General features: G+C 69.5%; 23 protein-coding genes. 7 read left to right on the forward strand and 16 right to left on the reverse strand.

Going from position 1 to position 21,467, the window contains the following annotated elements; genetic code table 11:
* Positions 1-51: 51 nt before the first annotated feature.
* From RBT54_RS14815 to thiS, 10 genes are all read right to left on the reverse strand, one after another.
* Positions 52-795, reverse strand: a complete 744-nt coding sequence (locus tag RBT54_RS14815; RefSeq protein WP_320367830.1) for an NYN domain-containing protein — start codon at positions 793-795, stop codon at positions 52-54.
* A 143-nt stretch (positions 796-938) separates the two neighbouring features.
* Positions 939-1,619, reverse strand: a complete 681-nt coding sequence (locus RBT54_RS14820) for an SDR family oxidoreductase (RefSeq protein WP_320367831.1) — start codon at positions 1,617-1,619, stop codon at positions 939-941.
* Between the two features lie 146 nt (positions 1,620-1,765).
* Positions 1,766-2,569: an alpha/beta hydrolase gene (locus tag RBT54_RS14825; RefSeq protein ID WP_320367832.1), complete on the reverse strand. Its 804-nt coding sequence runs from the start codon at positions 2,567-2,569 to the stop codon at positions 1,766-1,768.
* 26 nt (positions 2,570-2,595) lie between these two features.
* Positions 2,596-3,735: a toxic anion resistance protein gene (locus tag RBT54_RS14830; protein WP_320367833.1), complete on the reverse strand. Its 1,140-nt coding sequence runs from the start codon at positions 3,733-3,735 to the stop codon at positions 2,596-2,598.
* 16 nt (positions 3,736-3,751) lie between these two features.
* A complete protein-coding gene (locus tag RBT54_RS14835) occupies positions 3,752-4,687 on the reverse strand; it encodes a cobyrinic acid a,c-diamide synthase (protein WP_320367834.1) in 936 nt (311 codons plus the stop codon).
* A complete protein-coding gene (locus RBT54_RS14840) occupies positions 4,687-5,319 on the reverse strand; it encodes a YbhB/YbcL family Raf kinase inhibitor-like protein (RefSeq protein ID WP_320367835.1) in 633 nt (210 codons plus the stop codon). Before RBT54_RS14840 ends, RBT54_RS14835 begins: the two co-directional genes overlap by 1 nt.
* Before the next feature lie 71 nt (positions 5,320-5,390).
* On the reverse strand, positions 5,391-7,232 hold the full coding sequence (sppA, locus tag RBT54_RS14845) for a signal peptide peptidase SppA (RefSeq protein WP_320367836.1): 1,842 nt from the start codon (positions 7,230-7,232) through the stop codon (positions 5,391-5,393).
* Positions 7,233-7,260: 28 nt separating this feature from the next.
* A complete protein-coding gene (gene trmB / locus RBT54_RS14850; RefSeq protein WP_320367837.1) occupies positions 7,261-8,055 on the reverse strand; it encodes a tRNA (guanosine(46)-N7)-methyltransferase TrmB in 795 nt (264 codons plus the stop codon).
* Positions 8,052-8,837, reverse strand: a complete 786-nt coding sequence (locus RBT54_RS14855; protein WP_320367838.1) for a thiazole synthase — start codon at positions 8,835-8,837, stop codon at positions 8,052-8,054. Before RBT54_RS14855 ends, trmB begins: the two co-directional genes overlap by 4 nt.
* A 61-nt stretch (positions 8,838-8,898) precedes the next feature.
* The gene (thiS, locus tag RBT54_RS14860; protein WP_320367839.1) at positions 8,899-9,102 is read right to left on the reverse strand and encodes a sulfur carrier protein ThiS; all 204 of its coding nucleotides are present in this window, start codon (positions 9,100-9,102) and stop codon (positions 8,899-8,901) included.
* Positions 9,103-9,298: 196 nt separating this feature from the next.
* Between thiS and metX the strand changes: the two genes are divergently transcribed.
* The 3 genes from metX to RBT54_RS14875 are packed head-to-tail and all read left to right on the forward strand — an operon-like array spanning position 9,299 to position 12,784.
* On the forward strand, positions 9,299-10,426 hold the full coding sequence (gene metX / locus RBT54_RS14865) for a homoserine O-succinyltransferase MetX (RefSeq protein WP_320367840.1): 1,128 nt from the start codon (positions 9,299-9,301) through the stop codon (positions 10,424-10,426).
* Between the two features lies 1 nt (position 10,427).
* Positions 10,428-11,018 (forward strand): methionine biosynthesis protein MetW, encoded by a 591-nt coding sequence (metW, locus tag RBT54_RS14870; protein WP_320367841.1) that lies wholly within the window; start codon positions 10,428-10,430, stop codon positions 11,016-11,018.
* 14 nt (positions 11,019-11,032) lie between these two features.
* Positions 11,033-12,784: a hypothetical protein gene (locus RBT54_RS14875; RefSeq protein WP_320367842.1), complete on the forward strand. Its 1,752-nt coding sequence runs from the start codon at positions 11,033-11,035 to the stop codon at positions 12,782-12,784.
* Between the two features lie 18 nt (positions 12,785-12,802).
* On the opposite strand, the gene RBT54_RS14880 is transcribed toward RBT54_RS14875, so the two are convergent.
* Entirely contained in the window at positions 12,803-13,120 is a 318-nt protein-coding gene (locus RBT54_RS14880) for a hypothetical protein (protein WP_320367843.1), read from the reverse strand.
* A 152-nt stretch (positions 13,121-13,272) separates the two neighbouring features.
* On the opposite strand from RBT54_RS14880, the gene RBT54_RS14885 reads away from it, so the two are divergent.
* The 4 genes from RBT54_RS14885 to RBT54_RS14900 all read left to right on the forward strand — a co-directional run bounded on the left by RBT54_RS14885 (position 13,273) and on the right by RBT54_RS14900 (position 16,689).
* Entirely contained in the window at positions 13,273-14,802 is a 1,530-nt protein-coding gene (locus RBT54_RS14885; RefSeq protein WP_320367844.1) for an AmpG family muropeptide MFS transporter, read from the forward strand.
* Entirely contained in the window at positions 14,802-15,527 is a 726-nt protein-coding gene (locus RBT54_RS14890) for an AzlC family ABC transporter permease (RefSeq protein ID WP_320367845.1), read from the forward strand. The genes RBT54_RS14885 and RBT54_RS14890 overlap by 1 nt, the downstream gene beginning before the upstream one ends.
* Positions 15,528-15,630: 103 nt before the next feature.
* Positions 15,631-15,954, forward strand: a complete 324-nt coding sequence (locus RBT54_RS14895; protein WP_320367846.1) for an AzlD domain-containing protein — start codon at positions 15,631-15,633, stop codon at positions 15,952-15,954.
* A gap of 3 nt (positions 15,955-15,957) precedes the next feature.
* Positions 15,958-16,689: a uracil-DNA glycosylase family protein gene (locus tag RBT54_RS14900; RefSeq protein ID WP_320367847.1), complete on the forward strand. Its 732-nt coding sequence runs from the start codon at positions 15,958-15,960 to the stop codon at positions 16,687-16,689.
* Between the two features lie 33 nt (positions 16,690-16,722).
* On the opposite strand, the gene RBT54_RS14905 is transcribed toward RBT54_RS14900, so the two are convergent.
* The 5 genes from RBT54_RS14905 to RBT54_RS14925 all read right to left on the reverse strand — a co-directional run bounded on the left by RBT54_RS14905 (position 16,723) and on the right by RBT54_RS14925 (position 21,460).
* On the reverse strand, positions 16,723-17,556 hold the full coding sequence (locus RBT54_RS14905) for an aldo/keto reductase (RefSeq protein ID WP_320367848.1): 834 nt from the start codon (positions 17,554-17,556) through the stop codon (positions 16,723-16,725).
* A gap of 98 nt (positions 17,557-17,654) precedes the next feature.
* A complete protein-coding gene (locus RBT54_RS14910) occupies positions 17,655-18,452 on the reverse strand; it encodes an ABC transporter ATP-binding protein (RefSeq protein ID WP_320367849.1) in 798 nt (265 codons plus the stop codon).
* Between the two features lies 1 nt (position 18,453).
* Positions 18,454-19,665: an ABC transporter permease gene (locus tag RBT54_RS14915; RefSeq protein WP_320367850.1), complete on the reverse strand. Its 1,212-nt coding sequence runs from the start codon at positions 19,663-19,665 to the stop codon at positions 18,454-18,456.
* The gene (locus RBT54_RS14920) at positions 19,662-20,861 is read right to left on the reverse strand and encodes an efflux RND transporter periplasmic adaptor subunit (protein ID WP_320367851.1); all 1,200 of its coding nucleotides are present in this window, start codon (positions 20,859-20,861) and stop codon (positions 19,662-19,664) included. Before RBT54_RS14920 ends, RBT54_RS14915 begins: the two co-directional genes overlap by 4 nt.
* Positions 20,858-21,460 (reverse strand): TetR/AcrR family transcriptional regulator, encoded by a 603-nt coding sequence (locus tag RBT54_RS14925; RefSeq protein WP_320367852.1) that lies wholly within the window; start codon positions 21,458-21,460, stop codon positions 20,858-20,860. The genes RBT54_RS14920 and RBT54_RS14925 overlap by 4 nt, the downstream gene beginning before the upstream one ends.
* Positions 21,461-21,467: the final 7 nt, after the last annotated feature.

Below are 21,467 nucleotides of genomic sequence, written 5' to 3' on the forward strand. Positions count from 1 at the left end.
CGGTGGTGAAGAGGGCTTCGATCTGGTTGTTCATCGGGTGCGAGGTCGGCGTCAGTGTCGGGCGGTTGTACCACCGCAGATCATGTTTGTTGAGAAGTCAATTTCCACTGGAAACGGCATAGAGCCGATTTTCTGCAGATAACTGCCGAATGTCCCGAGGTGAGCCCATCCGGAATCGTCAGCCGATTTCTCGAGCGCTTCCATCAGGAAGTCGGTCGGAAAAGCCGGGCGCTCCATCGTGGTTGCCGACGCCGGCGCCGCCTCGGCTGCCTCGGCCGCAGGCGATGAACCCGTCGCCGAGGCGCTGACGTCAGCCACAGCAACCGGCTTGCGCAGCACTTCGGTGAAGATGAACTTGTGGCAAGCGTTGCGGAATGCCTCGGGCGTTTTCTGCTCGCCGAATCCATAGACCAGCAGGCCCTCTTCCCGCAGACGCACGGCCAGGCCGGTGAAGTCGCTGTCGCTGGTCACCAGGCAGTAGCCATCGAAGCGGCGCGTGTACAGCCGATCCATCGCGTCGATGATCATGGTGCTGTCGGTCGCATTCTTGCCCGTCGTGTAGGCGAACTGCTGGACGGGCTTGATCGAGTAGCGATTCAGGACCTTCTTCCACGATGCGCTGTTGGGCGAGGTGAAGTCGCCGTAGATCCGCCGGACCGTCGCTTCGCCGAAGCGCGCGACCTCCTCGAGCAGGCCTTCGATGACGCTGGCCTGCGCGTTATCCGCGTCGATGAGGACGGCGAGACGTTTGGCCGGTTCTTCGGCCTCGACCCTGACGACTGTTTTCGGCTGCACGGATCACCTATCGAATTCGACTATGCGTCGAGTATAGACGGCGCACCCCTGCCTCCGTGCACCCACGCGATGTGCAAAGCGCCGCCTTGCCACCGCGATTCTCTGGCGGCGCAGGGGCGTCGCGCACCGGCCCGAGGCCTCGACTACCGCCCCACCCAGCCGCCACACACCGGAAACACCTGGCCGACGAAGCAGTCCGCTGCCGGGCTGCACAGGTAGGCCGCGAACAGCGCATCCTCGCGCGCCGACACCAGCCGGCCCAGCGGCACCTCGCGTGCCAGGCGCTCCTGGAAGCGCGGGTTGGCCTGGACGTCGGCGGGGAAGTAGGTGGGGTTGTCGACGAAGTTCTGCGCGACGGCATTGACCTGCACGTTGTGCGCGGCGAGTTCCACACCGATCGCCTGCACATAGGCCAGTTGCGCGCCGCGCGCGGCGCTGTAGGTGGACGCGCGCTTCATGCCGCGGAGCGCGGCGGCGCTGCCCATCAGCAGGATCTTGCCCGCGCGGCGCTCGACCATGGCGGGCGCGACGGCGCGCACCAGGCGTGGCAGCGGGTCGACCAGCGCAGCGAAGACGTCGCGCCATTCGGCCTCGGTGACGTCGAGCGCCGCGGTCGATGGAGCCTTGATGGCCAGGTTGGCGACGAGGACGTCGATGCGCCCGGCCGCGTGGACGATCCGCTCGGCCGCATCGACCTCGACGAGCTCATCGGCGCTGGCGATCACGTCCGCGCCCTGCGCGGCGAAGACTTCGCTCAGCATGGGGCCCATGAACGCCGTCGCCTGGGTGATGAGGACGCGCTTGCCGGCCAGTGCGTTTTCCATGATCCGCTCCCCCGCTTGTTTGCAGCGCGCACGAATGCAGGCTGCGCTCTCTACTTATAGCAAGCGGGCGCGCACTCGGCTGGGGATTGCGGCGAAGCGCGCGCGGTGGCGACGCTGCGGATGCGCTGGCGGGCCGGGGGTCCGGCTCAGGGCAACGCACTGACGAAGGCTTTGACCATGGCGATGACTTCGGCCTCGCGCTCGCGATGCGGGACATGGCGCGTATCGGGCATGAGTTCCAGCCGCGCCGGGCCGCCGCCGAGTTCGGCGATCAGCGTCGGGTGCGCAGACGAGCCGTATTCGTCGTCGATGCCGTGAATGACCAGCGTCGGGCATGCGACCTGCGGCAGCACGGGGCGCAGGGACCAGGTCGCAAACGCCGGGTGCAGCCAGGATTCTATCCAGGCGTCGAGCACCCAGCGCGCCTTGTCACCGTGGTATCGCTTGAGCCGTTCGATCTGGACCGGATCATTGAAGAACACCCGGGCTTCTTCGAGCCCCTTGACGGTGCGGTCCTCGACAAAGGCCTGGGCCGATTCGGTGATCAAGGCGACGCAGGCGGCGCTGCGGTGCGCGGCGCAATTGACCGCCATGCCGCCGCCCACGCTGTGCCCGAAGAGGGTGAAGCGCTCGATGCCGAGGTGGCGGATCACAGCGCCAAAGTCGGCCTCGGCTTCGCTGGCGATGAAATCCAGCGTCAGCGCGGCCGGATGGGCGTCGGAGCGGCCGAAGCCGAGCCGGTCGTAGGCGACGACCTGGCGGCCGGTGGCCGTGCACAGCGCTTCGGGAAAGCCGCGCCACAATTCGACGCTGCCCAGCGAGTCGTGCAACAGGATGATGGGCGCCAGGCGCGAGGGCCGCGCGGGCGACCAGGTGCGGACGAACAGACGGCCGTGGCAGCCGTCGACCCAGGAGTCCTGAGTCGCGGCGTGTTGATGGTTCGTGCTCATATCTGGAGACCCGGGTGGGTGCGTTGTCAGGGCACCGGCTCGGCGCGATTGCCTTCGTCCATGCGCCGAATGGCCGCGCCGCCCTGCTGCGCGAGCGCGGCGAGGCGGTCGATCTGGGCGTCGAGCCTGGGCAGCGCCTCCTGCCGGTAGCGCGACAGGTCGTCGATGGCGCCGATCACGTCGGCGAAGGCCTGTTCGAGCTGGCCCATGTCGAGCATGGCCGACGAGGCGCGCGTCTGGATGTCCACGCCCTGGGTGCGCAGCGCCTGCGCGGTGCCGGCGATGAGGGCGGAGGTGGTCTGGTTGAGCGCGGCGACGCGATCGAGCACCAGGCGCTGGTTCGCCAGGCCGAGCGCCACGGTGACGGCGACATTGAGCGCCGACACGGTGACGTTGATCGCGCGATCCACGCCGCGGATCAGCTCGCGGTTGTTGCGGATGACGGCCTCGAGCGCGAGCACGCCCTGCTGGCTCACCGCCACCTGCTGCTGCAGGTCGACGATGCGCTGGCGCAGCGGGAAGAGGAGTTCTTCCTCGACGAAGGCGCGCCGCGGCGCGGGCAGCGTGGCAGAGGCTGCCTCGCGGGCCAGCCGCCGGTCGATCATGCGGCCGAGTTCGACCTGGCGTTCGAGCTGGGCGAGGATGGCGCGCAGGGATTGCTGGTCGTCGGCCAGGGTGAGGTTGTCGCGGCGCAGCATGTCGGCGCCGCCCTGCAGGTCGCCGATGATGGCGTCGAGCGCGTCCTGCGCCTTCTCGTACTTCTGGAAGTAGCGCTGCATCGGCTTGCCGACGCCGGGGATGAAGGACAGCGCGCGCGACAGGCCTTCGCCGCTCAGCTTCTGGCGCGCGGGGTCGAGGTCCTGCATCTTGTCGCGCAGCGCGAGCAACGCCTGGGCAACCGGGCCGCCCTCGTCGCCCTGATGGGCGAGCTTGCGGATCGGCGCCTGCAGCATCTCGCTGCGCCAGGCGGCCTGGCGCTGGAGATCGATGCCCATGGTGTCGACCGCCTCGCGCTGACGGTGGAGCTCGGCTTCGCCGGCGGCGAGCGCGGCGCGTACGAAGGCGTCCGCGGTGGCGGCGAGTTCGGAGTCTTCGGGCGCGTCCACCGGCTGGGGCGGAACCGCTTCGTGCGCGATCTCCTCGATCGGGGGCAGTGACAAGCTCATTGCAACATTCCTCGGTTCAGGGCTTGCGGCCATACAGCCCGGCGCGCTCGGCAAAGCGGCGCAGCTCCTGCAGCGCCTGCTCCATGTTGCCGGCGGCGCCGGCCTGGCTGCGGCCGGTGTCGATGCGGGCGACGGCGACGGCGACGTCGTCGAGCGCGGTCAGCGCGGCCTCGTTGCCGGCGGCGATCTCGGCCAGCCGGCGCTCGGTCTCGTCGGCGATGACGAGACGCCTATTAAGGGCGTCGCGTTCGGTAGGGTTCAGCCGTGCGGCTTCGCGCTCGAGCCGTTCGCGGACGAAATCGGCGTCCAGCCCCGCACTGCCCTGCACCAGCTCGACCATCGCGCCCAGCCCGGCGGTGGCCTCGCGGCCGACCTCGCTGACCAGGCCGCGGGCGCGCTCGTAGGTGACCTCGCGCGCGTCGAACTTGTCGTCGAGCACGTCGAGCGCGCGGTGGTAGCGGGTGAACAGGCGGTCGGCCTGCACGGCGAGGTCGGGCCGGCGCAGGCCGACGAGCTCGCGCTTGACCTCCCACAACTGCATGACCACGGCGTCGGCGCCGGTGGGGGCGAAGTCAGGGTCGAGCGTCAGCAGGTCGCGCTCGCGGCGCGCATTGGCCACATCGTGGCGCTGGCGTTCGCGCATTGCAGCGCGCTCGCGTCCGGCACGCGTCGCACGCCAGCGCCGCCAGCGTTTTTCCACGAACAGCTCGATCGGCACCGCCGCCAGCCCGACGAGCCAGCCGCCGAGGCTGGCGCCGAAGCCGCCCCAGAAGGACGTCATCAGCAGCAGCATCGCCACCGAAGGCATCGCCACCGCGTAGCGCAGGATCACCTGCCAACGCGAGGCAACCTCTTCGGGCACCACCAGGCGCGGGTCGTACAGCCCGGCCATGAACCAGGGCATGAACGACACCAGCAGTCCGAAAGCGAGCCCTTGCAGGAAGTCGAACATCAGGTGGCGGCGAGCGCCGGATTGAGCGTGTAGGTGCCGGTCAGCCTGGCCTCGCCGAGCACATGGCCGGCGATCGCGGCGCGCACGTCCTGCCCGGTGAAGCGCCCTTCCACCGCGCAGCGCGGCACGTCCAGCGCGTACAGCGTGAACACGTAGTGATGCACGATGGAGTCGTTCCACGGCGGGCACGGGCCGTCGTAGCCGTGGTAGTCGCCCTTCATCGCATCGTCGCCGGCGAACCAGGCGGTGTAGTCATTGACGCCATGGCGGGCGCCGAGCGCCGTTTCCGGCCCGGGCTTGCCGCCGGGCGTGACCTCGCCGGAGAAGTGGCCGGCGTCGATCGCGCGCAGGTCGGCGGGCAGATCAACCACCACCCAGTGGAAGAAATCCACCCGTGGCAGGCTCGCCGGTACCGCACGGCCTTCCTGGTTGACGTCGTCGCCCTTGCTCGGCACGTCGGGGTCGTGGCAGACGAGCGCGAAGGACTTGGTGCCCGCGGGGACATCGGCCCACGCCAACTGAGGGTTGCGGTTGGCGCCGAGGCAGGCGTGGCCTTCCGCGGCCGGAATGCAGAAGGCGAATTCGCCCGGGATGCGGGCGCCGTCGGTGAAGCTCTGGCTGGTGAGTTTCAAGGCATTCTCCTCGCGAGTTGAAATGGACGGTGAAGGGATGCGGTCAGGTGCGTGGTCTGCCGAGGGCCGCGTCAGGGCGTCTCGCACAGGCAGTGCAGGTACAGGTGGCGCGGATCGTTCCAGCGCAGCAGCTCGGCGGTGGAACGCTGCACCTCGCCGAGCAGCCCGGCCAGCAGGCCGGTCGCGAGGCCGCCGGTGGCGAGATCGATGCCAAGGTCCTCGCCGGTGCGCAGCAGCCGATTCAACAGGCGCTGCTCGAAGGATTCCACCGCCGCCGGCCACACCAGCTCGTAGTCGGCAAGACTGGCGCGCGCCGCAGCAGCAGCGATGGCATCGTCCAGGCCGCCGAGCTTGTCGACCAGACCGAGACCGCTGGCCGCCTCGCCGGTCCATACCCGGCCGCGTGCGACCGCGTCCACCTCGTCGGTCGTCATGTTGCGCGCCTTCGCCACCACCTCGAGGAAGCGGCGATAGCCGTGGTCGATGCTGAGCTGCATGGCCGCGGCGGCATCCTCATCGAGCGGGCGGCGCGGGTCGAGCGCACCGGCGAGCGGCGCGGTGGCGACACCATCCACGCCGATGCCCAGCCGGCGCAGCGGCTCGGAAAACTCGGGGAAGATACCGAAGATGCCGATCGAGCCCGTGACCGTGGCCGGCGCGGCCCAGATCTCGTCGGCGCCGGCGGCGATCCAGTAGCCACCCGAGGCGGCCACCGAGCTCATCGACGCAATGACCGGCTTGCCGGCCTGGCGGGTGAGCTCGAGTTCGCGGCGGATCAGCTCGGACGCCCAGGCGCTGCCGCCGGGGCTGTCGATGCGCAACACCACCGCCTTGACACTGTCATCCTCACGCGCCTCGCGGATCAGGCGGGCAAAGGTGTCGCCGGCGACCACACCAGTCGGCTCCGCGCCGTCGACGATCGTGCCCTGGGCAACGATCACCGCGATGCTGTCGGACGCGCCTTCTTCTGCCTGGCTGACCACCGCAAGATAGCGATCGAAATCGACCATGCGCGCCTCATTACCCTCGGCGGACTTGCCGGTCGCTTCGATCAGGCGCGCACGCCACTCGTCGCGGGTGCTGAAGCGGTCGACCAACCCGGCCATCAGCGCAGCTTGCGCGGCATCGCCGCCGCTGGCCGCCAGCGCCGCGCGGATACCGTTGACGTGCGCATCCACCGCCTCCGGCGCCAGCTTGCGGCTGGCGGCGATGTCGTCGCGCATGATGCGCCACAGGCCGCCGAGCAGGTCGCGGGTGGATTCGCGGTCCTCGTCCGACATGTCGTTGCGGGTGAAGGGCTCGGAGAAGGACTTGTACTCGCCGACGCGGAAGACGTGGACCTTGACGCCGAGCTTGTCGAGCGCGTCCTTGAAGTAGGTGCCGTAGCGCGCCAGGCCGCGCAGCAGCACGAAGCCGTCGGGCGACACATGCACCTCGTCGGCGACCGAGGCGAGGTAGTACTGCGACTGGGTGAAGCGCTCGCCGCGCGCGAGCACCGGCTTGCCCGAGCTCTTGAAGTGCTCGATCTCGGCGCGCAGTTCGGCGAGCTTGGAAAGGCCACCGCCGATCAGGTCGTCGGTCTCGAGCACCAGCGCGGAGATGCGCGCGTCGTCGCGTGCGCTGCGCACCGCCTTGGTCAGGTCGGCCAGGCGTGTCTGCCCGGCCGGCGCGCCGCCCGCACGCAGCAGGGCGAGCGGCTGACCGAGTTCGGCCTGCTCGACGATCGTGCCCACCGGCCTCAGCACCAGCGCCGACCCAGCCGGCACCTCGGCTTCGGGGCGGAAGAAGAACGCCACCAGCACGCCGATACCGAAGATCAGCAGCGCGTAAAAGACCCCGCGCACGACCAGGTCGAGCAGGCGCACGAACATGCGCAGCACGTTGTAGATGAAGCGGAACAGGCCTCGTATCACGCAGCGGTTTCCTCGAAATGCAGGTGCTTCATTCGGAGCGGCGGCGGAACACGAGGTCCCACACGCCATGACCCAGCTTCAGACCACGGTTTTCGAATTTCGTCAGCGGCCGGTAATCGGGACGCGGGGCGAAACCGTCGGCGGTGTTCTGCAGCGCCGGCTCGGCGGAGAGGACCTCGAGCATCCAGTGCGCGTAATCCTCCCAGTCGGTGGCGCAGTGGAGGTAGCCGCCGGGGGCGAGCTTGTGCGCGATCAGGGCGACGAAGTCGGGCTGGACGATGCGGCGCTTGAAGTGGCGCTTCTTGCGCCACGGGTCGGGGAAGAACAGATGCACGCCGGCGAGCGCGCCGTCGGCGATCATGTCGCGCATCACCTCGACGGCGTCGTGCTGCATGATGCGCAGGTTGGTCAGATTGCCTTCGGCGATCAACTTGCACAGCGCGCCCACGCCGGGGGTGTGCACCTCGATGCCGAGGAAGTCGTGGTCGGGCATGGCCGCGGCGATCTTCGCCGTGGTCTCGCCCATGCCGAAGCCGATCTCGAGGATCTTCGGCGCCTTGCGCCCGAAAGCCGCGTCCAGATCGAGCGGGGCGACCCGGTAGTCGATGCCGATCTTCGGCAGCATGTCGTCCAGATAGCGCTGCTGCGCCTCGGACATGCGACCCTGGCGCAGCACGAAGCTGCGGATGCTGCGGCTCGAAAAGCGGTGCTCGGGGCTGTCGCGGCCGATGATCTCGACCTGGGCGCTCACCTCGCCGGCGACCGGTGCCACCCCGGCCTGCCCCTGCTCGGGCGTGGCCGCCTTGTTGCCGATCTCGCTCATGAACCGATCAGCCCCTGCGTCGGCGAGCTCGGGTCGGCCGAGTAGAACTTGCGCGGCATGCGCCCTGCGAGGAAGGCCTCGCGCCCGGCCTCGACCGCCTTACGCATCGCGCCCGCCATCAGCACCGGCTTGCCGGCGGCAGCGATCGCGGTGTTCATCAGCACGCCGTCGCAGCCCAGTTCCATCGCGATCGCAGCGTCCGACGCGGTGCCCACGCCGGCATCGACCAGCACCGGCACCTTGGCGTTGTCGATGATCAGGCGCAGGTTCCACGGGTTGACGATGCCCATGCCGGAGCCGATCAGCGAGGCCAGCGGCATGATCGCGCAGCAGCCGATGTCTTCCAGCATCCTGGCCTGGATGGGGTCGTCGGCGCAGTAGACCATGACGTCGAAGCCGTCCCGCACCAGGGTCTCGGCGGCCTTGAGCGTTTCGGGCATGTTGGGGAAAAGGTTCTTCGGGTCGCCGAGCACCTCGAGCTTGACCAGCGTGTGGCCGTCCAGCAGCTCGCGCGCCAGGCGCAGCGTGCGCACCGCGTCGTCGGCGGAGTAGCAGCCGGCCGTGTTGGGCAGGATGGTGAATTTCTCCGGCGGCAGCACGTCGAGCAGGTTGGGCTCGTTCGGGTCCTGGCCGATGTTGGTGCGGCGGATGGCGACGGTGACGATGGCGGCGCCGCTGGCGTCGATGGCTTCGCGGGTTTCGGCGAAGTCCTTGTACTTGCCGGTGCCGACGAGCAGGCGCGAGTTATAGGCCTTGCCGGCGATGACCAGGGGGTCGTTCATGATGGGAACCTGTGCTGTGCTGGAATAGGGAGATGTCGTCTGCGGCAGGCTGGGGGCGGGATCAGCCGCCACCGACTGCAACGACGATTTCGAGCCGGTCGCCGTCGGCGAGCTTCACCTCGGCGTGGCGGGCCTTGGGGACGATTTCACCGTTGCGCTCGACCGCAAGGCGCTTGCCGGCAAGGCCGCGCGCCTCGAGCAGGGCGAGCACGGTGAGATTGGCTGCCAGCGTCTCGGGCTGGCCGTTGAGAATGACCTGGATCATGGCGTTGGGGGCTGTCCGTAAGCCAAAAATCTTATCACGCCCGCGGGTTTGACTTTTGGCGGGTCCGGCGCTAACTTCGCCGCACTTAGCGCCGATTTGATCAACAGCTTGCGGGCGCTCAACAAATACGGCTAAAGCGAGGGCACCCAGTCCGCGTCTTCAGCCGACTGGGTTTTTTGTTTTGCACATGACGAAAATGATCCCACCCCAATCGGTCGGCGTCGTCGCGCCGCAGCGGGCCGAGTTCACCGAGCCGCTCGCGCTGCGCAGCGGTGGCACGCTGGACAACTACCAACTGGTCTATGAGACCTACGGCACGCTCAACGCCGAGCGCAACAACGCGGTGCTGGTGTGCCATGCGCTGTCGGGTTCGCACCACGTCGCCGGCACCTACGCCGACGCGCCGCACAACGTCGGCTGGTGGGACAACCTGATCGGACCGGGCAAGCCGCTGGATACGCGCAAGTTCTTCGTCATCGGGGTGAACAACCTCGGCGGCTGCTACGGCTCGTCCGGCCCCAACCAGATCAACCCGGCCACCGGCAAGCTGTGGGGCGCGGACTTCCCCTTCGTCACCGTGGAAGACTGGGTGGAATCGCAGGCGCGCCTGGCCGACAGGCTCGGCATCCAGCGCTTCGCCGCAGTGGTCGGCGGTTCGCTCGGCGGCATGCAGGCGCTGTCGTGGGCGCTACAGTTTCCCGAGCGCGTCGGCCACGTGGCGGTGATCGCCGCCGCACCCAAGCTCACCGCGCAGAACATCGCCTTCAACGAGGTCGCCCGCCAGGCCATCCTCACCGACCCGGAATTCCACGGCGGCCACTACTACGCGCACGGCGTGGTGCCGGCGCGCGGGCTCAAGCTGGCGCGCATGGTGGGCCACATCACCTATCTGTCCGACGATTCGATGGCGGAGAAATTCGGCCGCAGCCTGCGCCACGGCCGCAACACCTACAGCTACGACGTCGAGTTCGAGATCGAGTCCTACCTGCGCTACCAGGGCGACAAGTTCGCCGGCTACTTCGACGCCAACACCTACCTGCTGACCACCAAGGCGCTCGACTACTTCGACCCCGCCTTCGAATACGGCGGCAACCTGCCCGCCGCGCTCGCGCGTTCCAGCGCCGACTTCCTGGTGGTGTCCTTCACCACCGACTGGCGCTTCTCGCCCGAGCGCTCGCGCGAAATCGTCTACGCGCTGCTGCACAACAAGCGCAACGTCACCTACGCCGAGATCGACTGCCCGGCCGGCCACGACTCCTTCCTGCTCGACGAGACGCGCTACCACAAGCTGCTGTCGGCCTGGTTCGACCGCATCGAGGTATGAGATGACTGCTTACCGCTACGACTACGACGTGATCACCCAGTGGATCGAGCCCGGCGAGAAGGTGCTCGACCTCGGCTGCGGCGATGGCGACCTGCTCAAGCACCTGATGGCCGTGCGCCAGGTGCAGGGCTACGGTGTCGAGAACGACCCGGACAAGCTGCTGGCGAGCGTGAAGAACGGCGTCAACGTGATCCAGATGGACCTGGAGAAAGGTCTGATCGGTCTGGAGGACGGCTTCTTCGACCACGTCATCATGAGCCTGTCGCTGCAGGCCATGCACAACACCCAGGGCATCCTGCACGAGATGCTGCGCGTGGGCCGCGAGGCCGTGGTGAGCTTCCCCAACTTCGGCTACTGGCGCCACCGCCAGAGCATCCTCAACGGCCGCATGCCTGTGTCGGAGAGCCTGCCGCACCAGTGGTTCAACACGCCCAACGTGCGCTTCTTCACCATCGCCGACTTCGACGCGCTGTGCGAGATGAACGGCATCGCGGTGCGCGAACGCCTGGCCTTCGACGAAGGCAAGCTGATGCTGGACGAGCCAAACTTCCTCGCCAGCGTGGCGGTGTACCGGCTCGGGCGTAACGGCTGAAGTCGCGCGCAGCGATGCAAGAGAACAGTCAGGCAGTCCTCCTTGCAACGGGTGCCCTTCCGTCCCTGATCCTGGTCGCGGCGATACTGACGCTGCCGGTGTGCCTTGGGCTGCTCGCGCTGTATCGGCGCGCGGTGTTGCGCTCGATGGCACGCACGAGTCCGGACGCCGCGAGAGCAGCACCTGCGGCACCCGACGCCATGCCCGCAGCGGTCACGCCCCCCGATGCACCACTACGCTTCGAGACCCTGGCGGCGGCCGCCACGACTTCGGGCGCGTCCAGCTCCTTGCGCGCCGCCATACGGCGATCGCTGCAGGCGGCGAGCCTCATCCACGTCATCGCCGGCCTGGTCTACGCGCTGGTGCTCACCGGCGCCTGGATGCGCTTCAGCTGGGACGAAGGCGGCTTCGTGCTCGCGCGCTTCCTGTGGCTGCTGTCGTGCTACGCCTGGCCCGCAGCGCTCACCGTCGGCCTGGTGGTGGCGACCACCACGCGCCAGCGCCTGGCCGTGGGTCTCGCCTATGTGCTGATGCTGTTCGCCTTCGCGGGCTGGGGGCTGGTGCGCAACCCGAGCCTGTCCGCACTCGACGTCGCGCGCTTCTGGGCGATCACCAACCTGCCCGCCACCGTGCTGCTGCTCGCCTTCCTGCACCGCCGCATCCGCGCGGTCGGGCCGCTGGTGCTGGCCTTCATGGTGGTCGCGGTGACCGGCTCGCAGGTGGCCGTCAGCCTGGCCGGGCAGCGCGAGGCAACGCTGCGCGCGGTGATCGAGGCAGGCAGCCTGCTCGGTCTCGGCGGCGTGCAGATCTTCTGGGGGCTGATGCTCGCGGGCGCGGCCGTCGCCGGCGTGCTTGGCTGGCAAGTGCTGAAGTGGCTCGGCCGCCGCCATGTCGCGCGCCGCAGCAGCGACCAGGCGCTGACCCTGGAGGCAATGTGGCTGCTGTTCGCGGTGGTGCAGACAGTGAGCTTCGCCTTCGAGGGCCTGGCCTGGATGGCGGCGGGCGTGATCGCGTTCGCGGCCTGGAAGCTGGTCACGACCGCCGGGTTCCGGCTGGCGGGACTCGGGCAGGGCACGCCCGCAGCAGCCGGGCCCGAACCTGCGAACGCTCAGGCGCGCCCGCCCGCCCTGCTGCTTTTGCGCGTGTTCGCGCTCGGCGCGCGCAGCGAGCGCCTGTTCGATGCGCTCGGCAAGCGCTGGCTGCGCATCGGCAACATCGACATGATCGCCGGTCCCGACCTCGCCACCACCGCGGTCGAGCCGCACGAATTCCTGGATTTCGTCGGCGGCCGGCTGTCGCGTCAGTTCGTGCGCGACGAGGCCGACCTGGCGCGGCGCTTCGCTGCCCGTGCGCTCGGCCCCGACCCCGACGGACGCCATCGGGTGAACGAGTTCTTCTGCCACGACGACACCTGGCGGCCGACCATGCTGCGCCTGGCGCAGGCCGCCGATGTGGTGCTGATGGATCTGCGCGGCTTCACGCCGCAGAACCAGGGCTGCCGCTACGAGCTGCAGCAGTTGCTGGATTTCGTGGCGCTCGAGCGCGTGGTCGTGCTGATCGACGCCGACGCGCCGCGCGACTTCATCGAGGGCACGCTGGGGACGCTGTGGCAGGCGAGCCGGGCGGATTCGCCCAACCGCAGGGCCCTGCCGGCACGGGTGAGACTGCTGGAAGATCGCGGCGAGACGACGGTCGCGCGCCTCGTCGACGCCTTGCTGGAAGCACTCGCCCGGCCACAGCCAGGGCAAGTGCGCGCCCCGGGGTGACTCCCCAGGGGTGATGACTTAACCGACGACGAAGGACGAGACGTCCACGCGCACCGCCGGACGATCGAGCGCTGCCGCGGTCACCACCGCGAACCTCTTCGCCCACTCGCCCCCCTGCTCGAAACGGCCTTCACCGCCGTACTTGGCGACGTTGAGGATCATGTCGAGCACCAGCACCTTGCCCATCGGGTTCGATGGCGTGCATTCGAGATCCTCGAACTCGCGCGCGAGCCAGTTGCGTGCCTGATCCTTCGTGGTCGAGGCCACTTCGGCATCGTGCAGCGCAAACTCGTACTCGCGATCGCCGCCGAAGACCACGGTCACTGTGTAGGACATGAAAAACTACCTCCTCGAATCGGGGTTTTTGCCTTTGCCGGCATTGTTGGCGCAGAGCGGGCCGGACGCAAGCAAAGTATCGAATTGTGTAAACCTGGGGGGTCGGCATGATCTGCGATAATGCGCGGCCCTGCAACGCCATCCCACACCTCTTGCCTTCACCACCCTCCACCGCCCTTGCGCGCGCCTGGCGCCTGTCTGCCATCCTGGTGCTCGGCTTCGCCTCGGGCCTGCCGCTGGCCTTGACCGGCCAGGCCATGCAGGCCTGGCTCACGGTGGACGGCGTGGACCTCGCCACCATCGGCTTCTTCGGTCTCGTCGGCATCCCCTACACCTTCAAGTTCCTGTGGGCGCCGCTGATGGACCGCTTCGAGCCTCCCTGGCTCGGCCGTCGCCGCGGCTGGCTCGCGCTGACGCAACTTGCGCTGGCGGCGCTGCTGTGGTGGATGGCGACCTTGTCGCCCACGACCACCCCGAGCATGTTCGCCGCCGCCGCGGTGCTGGTCGCCTTCCTGTCGGCCTCGCAGGACGTGGTGGTCGATGCCTACCGCACCGACCTGCTGCCCGAGGCCGAGCGCGGCCTGGGCGCCTCGGTCCATGTCTTCGCCTACCGCCTGGCGATGATCCTGTCCGGCGGCATCGCGCTGATCTGGGCCGGGCAATGGGCGTCGTGGCCACGGGTGTACGAGACCATGGCGCTGATCATGCTGGCTTGCGGCGCGGTCTCGCTGCTGGCCTTGCCGCGCGTGTCGGCGGCGCTGAAGCCGCTCGCCTCCGACCCGAAGCGCGAACTGATCGGCTTTGCCGCGATGCTCGCCGGCGTGGCCGCCGGTTACTGGATCGCACGCCAGGCGCTGATCCTGATCGGACTCGACCCCAACGACGCCAACCGCTGGATCCAGCTCCTGTTCGTGATGGCCGAGATCGCACTCGCACTGCCGCTGGCATGGTGGGCGGCGCAGCGCGCCGGCTTCGAGACCCTCAACCGCTCGCTGTCGAGCTACTTCGCGCAGCAGGGCGCCGCGGCCTTCCTGGCGCTGATCATCCTGTACAAGCTCGGCGACGCCTTCGCCGGCAGCCTGACCACGCCCTTCCTGATCAAGGGCATGGGCTTCACGCAGGAAGAGGTCGGCATCGCCAACAAGGTCATCGGCATCTGGCTCACCATCCTCGGCGCCTTCGTCGGCGGGCTGATCATGACCCGGCTGGCGCTGTACCGCTCACTGCTGCTGTTCGGGGTGCTGCAACTGGTGTCGAACTTCGGCTTCTACCTGCTCGCGCAGCTCGGCAAGGGCGCGTGGGGTGCTGTCATGCTGCCGGCCTTCGACTGGGGCTTCGTGTCCCTGGATGCGCCCGCTGCGCTCGACCTGCTTCTGCTGAGCGTGATCGCTGGCGAGAACATCACCGGCGGCATGGGCACGGTGGCCTTCGTCGCGCTGCTGATGGGGCTGTGCAACCAGCACTTCACCGCGACCCACTACGCCTTGCTGTCGGCCTTCGCAGCGGTCGGGCGGATCTACGTCAGCCCGCTGTCGGGCGTGCTGTCGCAGAGCATCGGCTGGCCGGCCTTCTTCCTGTTCTCGATCGTCGTCGCCGTACCCGGCGTGGTGATGGTGTGGTGGCTGCGCGATGCGCTCGCGCGCCTCGGCCGCCCGCAGACCGACGGCGTGATGGACGACTGATGGCGCGCATTGGCACGACCGCACGCGGCGAGTTCCTCGCCGGCTGTCGCGACGAGGCGCCACTGCTGCTCGGCGTGGCGCCGTTCGGCATGATCTACGGCATCGCCGCGCTCGCCGCCGGGGTGCCGGCGTGGCTGGCGCAACTGGCTTCGGCGGTGGTCTTCGCCGGCGCCGCGCAACTGGTGATCGTGCAGATGCTGGCTGCGGGCGCGGGCTTCGTGCCAATCGCGCTCACCTCCGGCCTGCTCAACCTGCGTCACGTGCTGTACAGCGCGTCGATGGCCGAATACGTGCGCCACCTGCCGCGGCGCTGGCGCCTGCTGCTGGCCTATGTGCTGACCGACGAGGCCTATGCGGTGGCGGTGCTGCGCTACCAGCGCCGGGAAGACGACAAGCGTGCGCCCGCACACGATCTGCGCCACTGGTACTTCCTCGGCGCCGGCTTCACCCTGTGGGCGGGCTGGCAGTTGTCCACCGCCGCCGGGCTGTTGTTCGGAGCCACCATCCCGGCCGAATGGGAACTCGACTTCGCCGTGCCGTTGACCTTCATCGCGCTGCTCACGCTGCTGCTGCGCGAACGCGCCGGCCAGGCCGCGGCGCTGACGGCCGCGCTCGGCGCCCTCGCCTTCGCCGCCCTGCCCTACAAGCTCGGTCTGGTCGCCGCGATCGTGCTCGGGCTGGCCGCGGGCGCGTGGACGGTGCGCCGCCTGGAGCGTGCGCGATGAACGCCACACGCCCACGGCGTGACGCGCCCCCCGCACCGCTCCGGCGCCGCTCCGGCACCTGCCGCCGGCCGCACGCCATCTGTCCGATGTCTCCGTATCGCCGATGACCACCACCAGCCTCGTCCTGCTGCTCGTGCTCGTCGGCGCGCTGACGTATCTGTATCGCTACGCGATGATCGGCCTCTTCGCCAGCCGCAGCCTCCCCGGCTGGCTGCACGCGCTGTGCCGCCACATCGCGCCGGCGAGCTTCGCCGCGCTGACTGCGAGCGCGCTGTTCGTGGCCGGCGGCGAGGTTCAGTTTGCCTTCGACACCGCGCGCCCCTGGGCGGCGCTGGTCGCGGTGCTGGTAGCCTGGGGCACGCGCAACGTGCTCGCCACCATCGGCGCCGGCATGGCGGCGCTCCATCTCTTCAAGCTCGTGTTCTGACCGATGACCGCACACACCCTGATCGATGCCGCGCGCGCACTGTCCGCCGCGGTGGACGCGCTGCCCTTCGCGGCGCCCGTCACCCACGTCTACAACCCGCTCGACTACGCCTGGGCAGTGCATCGGCGCTACCTGGAAACCTACGGTGCCGGACGCAAGCGGGTGGTGTTCGTCGGCATGAACCCCGGCCCCTTCGGCATGGCGCAGATCGGCGTGCCCTTCGGCGAGATCGCCAGCGCGCGCGACTGGCTGGGCCTGGAGGGCCCGGTGGGGCAGCCGCGCACGGTCAATCCGAAGCGCCCGGTGGAAGGCTTCGCCTGTGCGCGCTCGGAGGTCAGCGGCCAGCGCCTGTGGGGCCTGTTCCGCACCCGTTTCGGCTCGCCCGAGGCCTTCTTCGCCGAGCACTTCGTCGCCAACTACTGCCCGCTGGTGTTCTTCGAGGGCGGGCGCAACCTCACCCCCGACAAGCTGCCGGTGACCGAGCAGCGCCCCTTGCTCGAGGCCTGCGACGCGCACCTGCACGCACTGGTCGCCGCCTTGCAGCCCGAGTGGGTGATCGGCATCGGCAACTGGGCGGAAAAGCGCGCCACCGAAGCCCTGGGCGGGGCCACCGGCGTGCCCGGGCTCAAGTTCGGCCGCATCCTCCACCCCAGCCCCGCCAGCCCCGCCGCCAACCGCGGCTGGGCAGAGGCGGCGACGAAGCAGTTACGGGACATGGGGATCTGGCGGGACTGAAGGGCCTTCCTTACAGGCTGAACCGCCGCAGGCTCAGTGCCCGAACACGTCCGAATCCAGCATCTCCGGATCGGGGCGGTCGAGCGCGCTGATCGCCGCCAGTTCCTCGGCGGTGAGTTCGAAGCCGAACACGTCGAGGTTCTGCGCCAGGCGCTCGGGGTTGGACGACTTCGGCACCGGCACGTAGCCGAGCTGGGTGTGCCAGCGCAGGACGATCTGCGCCGGCGTGCGGCCGTAGTGCCGGGCGACATCCACGATCGCCGGGTCGGCCAGCATCGCGTTGGCGCGCCCGAGCGGACTCCAGGATTCGGTGACGATGCCGTGCGCCTCATGCACCTCGACGTGATCGGTGCGCGCATGCCAGGGGTCGAGGTGGATCTGGTTCACCTGCGGGCACAGGCCGGCATCGAACAGGCGCTGCAGGTGGGTGGGCTTGAAGTTCGAGGTGCCGATCGCGCGCACCAGGCCGGCCTCCTGCAGCTTCATCAGGCCCTCGAAGGCCTCGACGTAGCGGTCCTGGTCCGGGTTGGGCCAATGCACCATGAAGAGGTCGATGTAATCCAGGCCGAGGCGCTCGAGGCTGGCCTCGCAGGCCTGGCGCGCGCCGTCGATGCCGTGCCACTTGCGGTTGAACTTGGTGGTGACGAAGACCTCGTCACGCGCGACGCCCGCGCGCCGGATGCCTTCGCCGACGCCACGCTCGTTTTCGTAGTTCTCGGCGGTGTCGATCAGGCGATAGCCCATGTCGAGCGCGAGCGCGACGGTCTCGGCGGCCTCGGCGTCGTTCATCGGCCAGGTGCCCAGACCGAGCTGGGGCATCTCGACGCCGTTGGAAAGCGTGATCAAGGGAGCGGGAGCGATCTTCATGGGAATCTCGATAAAACGGTGAGGGGACGACAGGATTCCACATTCGGCCCCCTCCGTCATCCTCGAGCGGGCGCGCGCGCAGTGTCCTCGCGCAGCGCTCACTCGATGGACCGGCCCTCGCCCGCCTCCTCGTGCGTGCTCCCGTCGCGGATGTGATAGATGCGGCGGAAGGTAGGGATGATCTTCTCGTCGTGGGTGACGACGATGATCGCGGTGTCGAACTCGCGCGCCATGCGGTTGAGGATGCGGATGACGCCGAGCGCGCGCTCGCTGTCGAGCGGCGCGGTGGGCTCGTCGGCGAGGATCACCGGCGGATGACTCACCAATGCGCGCGCGATCGCCACCCGCTGCTGCTCGCCGCCCGACAACTGCGACGGCATAGCGCGGGCGCGGTGGGCGACGTCGAGCGCCTCGAGCAGCTCCATCGCCCGGCTGCGCGCTTCGGCGTTCGGTCGCCCGGCCAGCATCGGCAGCAGCGCGACGTTGTCGAGGACGTCGAGGAAGGGGATCAGGTAGGGCGCCTGGAACACGAAGCCGATGCGGTCGCGGCGCAGCGCGCGCAGGTCGCGGATCTTCCAGCCGCCGTCGTAGATCGTCTCGCCGCCCAGGGTCATGCGCCCGGCGCTGGGCTCGATCACCGCGCCGAGGCATTTGAGCAGGGTGCTCTTGCCCGAGCCGGAGGGCCCGATCAGGCCGACGACCTCGCCCGGCGCCACCGTCATGTCCACGTGCTTCAGGGCATCGACCGCGGTGTCGCCGCTGCCGTAGCGCTTGCGCAGGCCCTCGATGAGGATGCCCGCCGCCTGCGCAGCCGGCGATTGCGGCGCATCGACGCCCTGCGCACGCGCCGCCTCGACCTGCTCGCTGCCACCCGGGGTTTGCTCGACGATCGCCATCTCAGCCTCCGATCGCTTCGGCCGGATCCACCCGCAGCGCGGCGCGGATCGCGAGCACGCTGGCGAGCACACAGATCACCACCACCGCGACCAGCGCGCGCACGGTGTCGCCGGTCTCGAGCAGGACGTACTTGGGAAAGGCCGGCGCCCAGAAGGTGGCCGCGATCTTGCCGACGACGAAGCCGATCAGGCCCAGCCCGAGCGCCTGCTGCAGGATCATCGACGCGATCGTGCGGTTGCGCGTGCCGATGAGCTTGAGCACCGCGATCTCGCGGATCTTGCCCAGGGTCAGGGTGTAGATGATGAAGGCGACGATGGCCGCACTGACGATGGCGAGGATGACCAGGAACATCGCGATCTGGCGCGCCGAGGTGGCGATCAGCTTTGCGACCAGGATCTCCTCCATCTGCGCCCGGGTGTAGACGGTGAGGCGCTGCCAGCGCCGGATCGGCTCGGCCACGCGCTCGGGGTCGTAGTCGGGGGCAAGCTGCACCAGCACCGCGTTCACATAGGGGTTGGTGCTCTGCGAGGCGATCACCGCGTCGAGCATGCCGGGCACGCCGGGACGGTTGAGCGCCGGGTTCTGCGCGGTGCGCGCGCGCTGGCGCACGATGGCGTCGTTGTCCTTGAGGAACTGCGCTTCCTGCGCGTCCTTGAGCGGGATGAACACCATCGGATCGCCGCCCGAGGACACCATGCGCCGGGTGAGCCCGACCACGGTGTAGTCGTTGCGGCGCACGCGGATGCGCTCGCCGAGCACGAAGCCCGCGGCGATGTCGGCCACCGCCTCGTAGTGGCCGCGAGTCAGGTGGCGGCCGGCGAGCAGATGCACCGGCTGGCCGGGATTGCCCGGGCCGTCGGGCGCCACCCCCACCACCATCGCGCGCACGTCACGCGCGCCGGGGCCGGTCTGGCGCACCTGCATGGTCAGGTAGGTGATGTTGGCCGCGCGCGCCACGCCTTCCATGCCGGCGATGCTGCGCCAGATGTCGTCGTGCACGCTGGACGATTCCGCATAGGGGCCGAGGGTGTCCTGCTGCACCACCCAGAGGTCGGCGCCACTGTTGTCGAGCAGCGCGCGGGCGTCGTCCACCATGCCTCGATAGACGCCGGCCATGGTCAGCGTGACCCCGATCAGCAGGCCCAGCCCGATGCCGGTGAACACGAACTTGCCCCAGCCGTGCAGGATGTCGCGTCCGGCGAGGCTGATCATGGCGCCACGCCCGCGATGCGCTCGACCACGTCGATGCGGCTGCCGGCCTTGAGCGGCTTGTGGCTGTACACCACCACCCGCTCGCCACCGTCGAGGCCGTCGAGCACCTGCACGCGGCCATCGAGATCGGCGGCACCGAGGCGCAACGGCACGAAGCGCAGGTCGCGCGTGCCGTCCACCACCCACACCCCGAGCCGGCCCTCCACCCGTTGCACCGCGGCATTGGGCACCACCGGGCGCGCGGGCAGCGCCGGCAGGGCGACGGTGAGTTCGGCGAGCTCGCCCAGCGGCGGCAGGCGCGCGGGCGGCTGGGCAAAGCCGATCTTGGCGATCACCTCCTCGGTCACCGCATCGGCGAGCGGTTCGACGCGCACCACCGTGCCGTCGATGCGCTCACCGGCACGCGAACGCAGCACGATCTGCGCCGGAAGCTCGGCGGCGAGCCCGGTGGCGCGCTGCTGGTCGAAGCGGGCATGGACCCACACGCTCGCCGGCTCGACGATCTCGACCACCGCCTGGCCGGCCACCACCGTGGTGCCGGGGTCGGCGTCGCGGCGCACGACCAGGCCATCGACCGGCGCCACCAGGCGCAGGTTGGCACGCTGCGCGCGCAGCGCGTCGCGCTCGGAGCGCAGCCGGGAGAGCTCCTGTTTTGCCGCCTCGGCGCTGGCGGTGGCGGCCTGATGCGCGGCGGCGGCACCGTCGGCCTCCTGGCGCTTGGCAGCGGCGGCCTCGCCGCTGACGCTGTTCGATTCCAGCAGGCGGGCGTAGCGGGTGGCCTGGACGTCGGCGAAGCTGCGCCGCGTACCGACCTCGCGCACCTGCGCCTGGGCGGCGAGCAGGTTGGCCTCGGCCCGGCGCAGCCCGGCCTCCTGTGCGACCAGGCGTTCGTCGAGGTCGATCGGGTCCATCTCGCCCACCTCCTGGCCGGCGCGCACCGCATCGCCCGGCTGCACCGCGACCGTCGCCACCCGGCCGGCGAAAGTCGGGCCGATGCGATGGGTGTAGCGCGCCTCCACCGTGCCGATGCCGAACAGCGCCGGCGCGAGCGCTTGCGATTCGACCGTCGCCACGGTCACCGGCACCGCGGCCAGCGGGCCGGCGCGCAGGGCGACGAAGACGAGCAGGCCGGCGAGCGGCAGCAACACCGCGAGCAGGCCGAAGAGCCGCCGATTGGCAGCGAACCAGTTCTTCATGGGTGGCTCCGGATGGCGCGCAGGTAGAGCGCCAGCACGGCCGGCGCCTCGCGGCTGATGCGTTCGGGTTCGCCGGCGAGCAGCGACTGCATCACCAGGCCCTGGATGGTGCCGATGAACAGCGTCGTCGCCGCGTCGAGGTCGATGTCGGCGGCGACCTCGCCCGCCGCCTGGCCGGCCGCGAGCAAGGCGCGCACGCGCTCGCCGTAGCGCCGGATCAGGGCCTGCGCCATGCGCTTGGGCGCGCTCGCCTCGGCGCGCTGGAGTTCGCCGAACATCATGCGCGGCACGCCGGGATGCTCGACGACGAAGCCGGCGTGGGCGAGGAACATGCTGCGCAGCGCCGCGAGCGGGCCGGGCGCGTCGGCAACGGCGCGTTCGATGCGCTGCATCAGGCGTTCGGCCACCCACTCCATCACCGCGGTCCACAGCGCTTCCTTGCTGGGGAAGTGGCGGAACAGCGCGCCCTGGGTCAGATGCATCCGCTCGGCGATCGCGGCGGTGGTGATCTCGCTCGGATTCTGCTCGGCGGCGAGCGCCAGCACCGTTTCGACGGTGACGCTGCGGCGTTCTTCGGCGGGGAGATAGCGGGCGGTCATCGGCGAG

The organism is Thauera sp. (assembly GCF_034003485.1).
GTDB lineage: Bacteria > Pseudomonadota > Gammaproteobacteria > Burkholderiales > Rhodocyclaceae > Thauera.

Excerpts from the sequence above, each read along its gene's own strand:
- RBT54_RS14875 (WP_320367842.1), top strand. The coding sequence starts at position 11,033 with ATGCAAGAGAACAGTCAGGCAGTCCTCCTTGCAACGGGTGCCCTTCCG.
- RBT54_RS14855 (WP_320367838.1), bottom strand. The coding sequence starts at position 8,837 with ATGAACGACCCCCTGGTCATCGCCGGCAAGGCCTATAACTCGCGCCTG.
- RBT54_RS14895 (WP_320367846.1), top strand. The coding sequence starts at position 15,631 with ATGACCACCACCAGCCTCGTCCTGCTGCTCGTGCTCGTCGGCGCGCTG.
- RBT54_RS14920 (WP_320367851.1), bottom strand. The coding sequence starts at position 20,861 with ATGAAGAACTGGTTCGCTGCCAATCGGCGGCTCTTCGGCCTGCTCGCG.
- RBT54_RS14825 (WP_320367832.1), bottom strand. The coding sequence starts at position 2,569 with ATGAGCACGAACCATCAACACGCCGCGACTCAGGACTCCTGGGTCGAC.
- metW (WP_320367841.1), top strand. The coding sequence starts at position 10,428 with ATGACTGCTTACCGCTACGACTACGACGTGATCACCCAGTGGATCGAG.
- RBT54_RS14890 (WP_320367845.1), top strand. The coding sequence starts at position 14,802 with ATGGCGCGCATTGGCACGACCGCACGCGGCGAGTTCCTCGCCGGCTGT.
- RBT54_RS14820 (WP_320367831.1), bottom strand. The coding sequence starts at position 1,619 with ATGGAAAACGCACTGGCCGGCAAGCGCGTCCTCATCACCCAGGCGACG.
- RBT54_RS14830 (WP_320367833.1), bottom strand. The coding sequence starts at position 3,735 with ATGAGCTTGTCACTGCCCCCGATCGAGGAGATCGCGCACGAAGCGGTT.
- metX (WP_320367840.1), top strand. The coding sequence starts at position 9,299 with ATGATCCCACCCCAATCGGTCGGCGTCGTCGCGCCGCAGCGGGCCGAG.
- RBT54_RS14880 (WP_320367843.1), bottom strand. The coding sequence starts at position 13,120 with ATGTCCTACACAGTGACCGTGGTCTTCGGCGGCGATCGCGAGTACGAG.
- RBT54_RS14900 (WP_320367847.1), top strand. The coding sequence starts at position 15,958 with ATGACCGCACACACCCTGATCGATGCCGCGCGCGCACTGTCCGCCGCG.
- RBT54_RS14915 (WP_320367850.1), bottom strand. The coding sequence starts at position 19,665 with ATGATCAGCCTCGCCGGACGCGACATCCTGCACGGCTGGGGCAAGTTC.
- RBT54_RS14905 (WP_320367848.1), bottom strand. The coding sequence starts at position 17,556 with ATGAAGATCGCTCCCGCTCCCTTGATCACGCTTTCCAACGGCGTCGAG.
- RBT54_RS14925 (WP_320367852.1), bottom strand. The coding sequence starts at position 21,460 with ATGACCGCCCGCTATCTCCCCGCCGAAGAACGCCGCAGCGTCACCGTC.
- RBT54_RS14835 (WP_320367834.1), bottom strand. The coding sequence starts at position 4,687 with ATGTTCGACTTCCTGCAAGGGCTCGCTTTCGGACTGCTGGTGTCGTTC.
- trmB (WP_320367837.1), bottom strand. The coding sequence starts at position 8,055 with ATGAGCGAGATCGGCAACAAGGCGGCCACGCCCGAGCAGGGGCAGGCC.
- thiS (WP_320367839.1), bottom strand. The coding sequence starts at position 9,102 with ATGATCCAGGTCATTCTCAACGGCCAGCCCGAGACGCTGGCAGCCAAT.
- RBT54_RS14910 (WP_320367849.1), bottom strand. The coding sequence starts at position 18,452 with ATGGCGATCGTCGAGCAAACCCCGGGTGGCAGCGAGCAGGTCGAGGCG.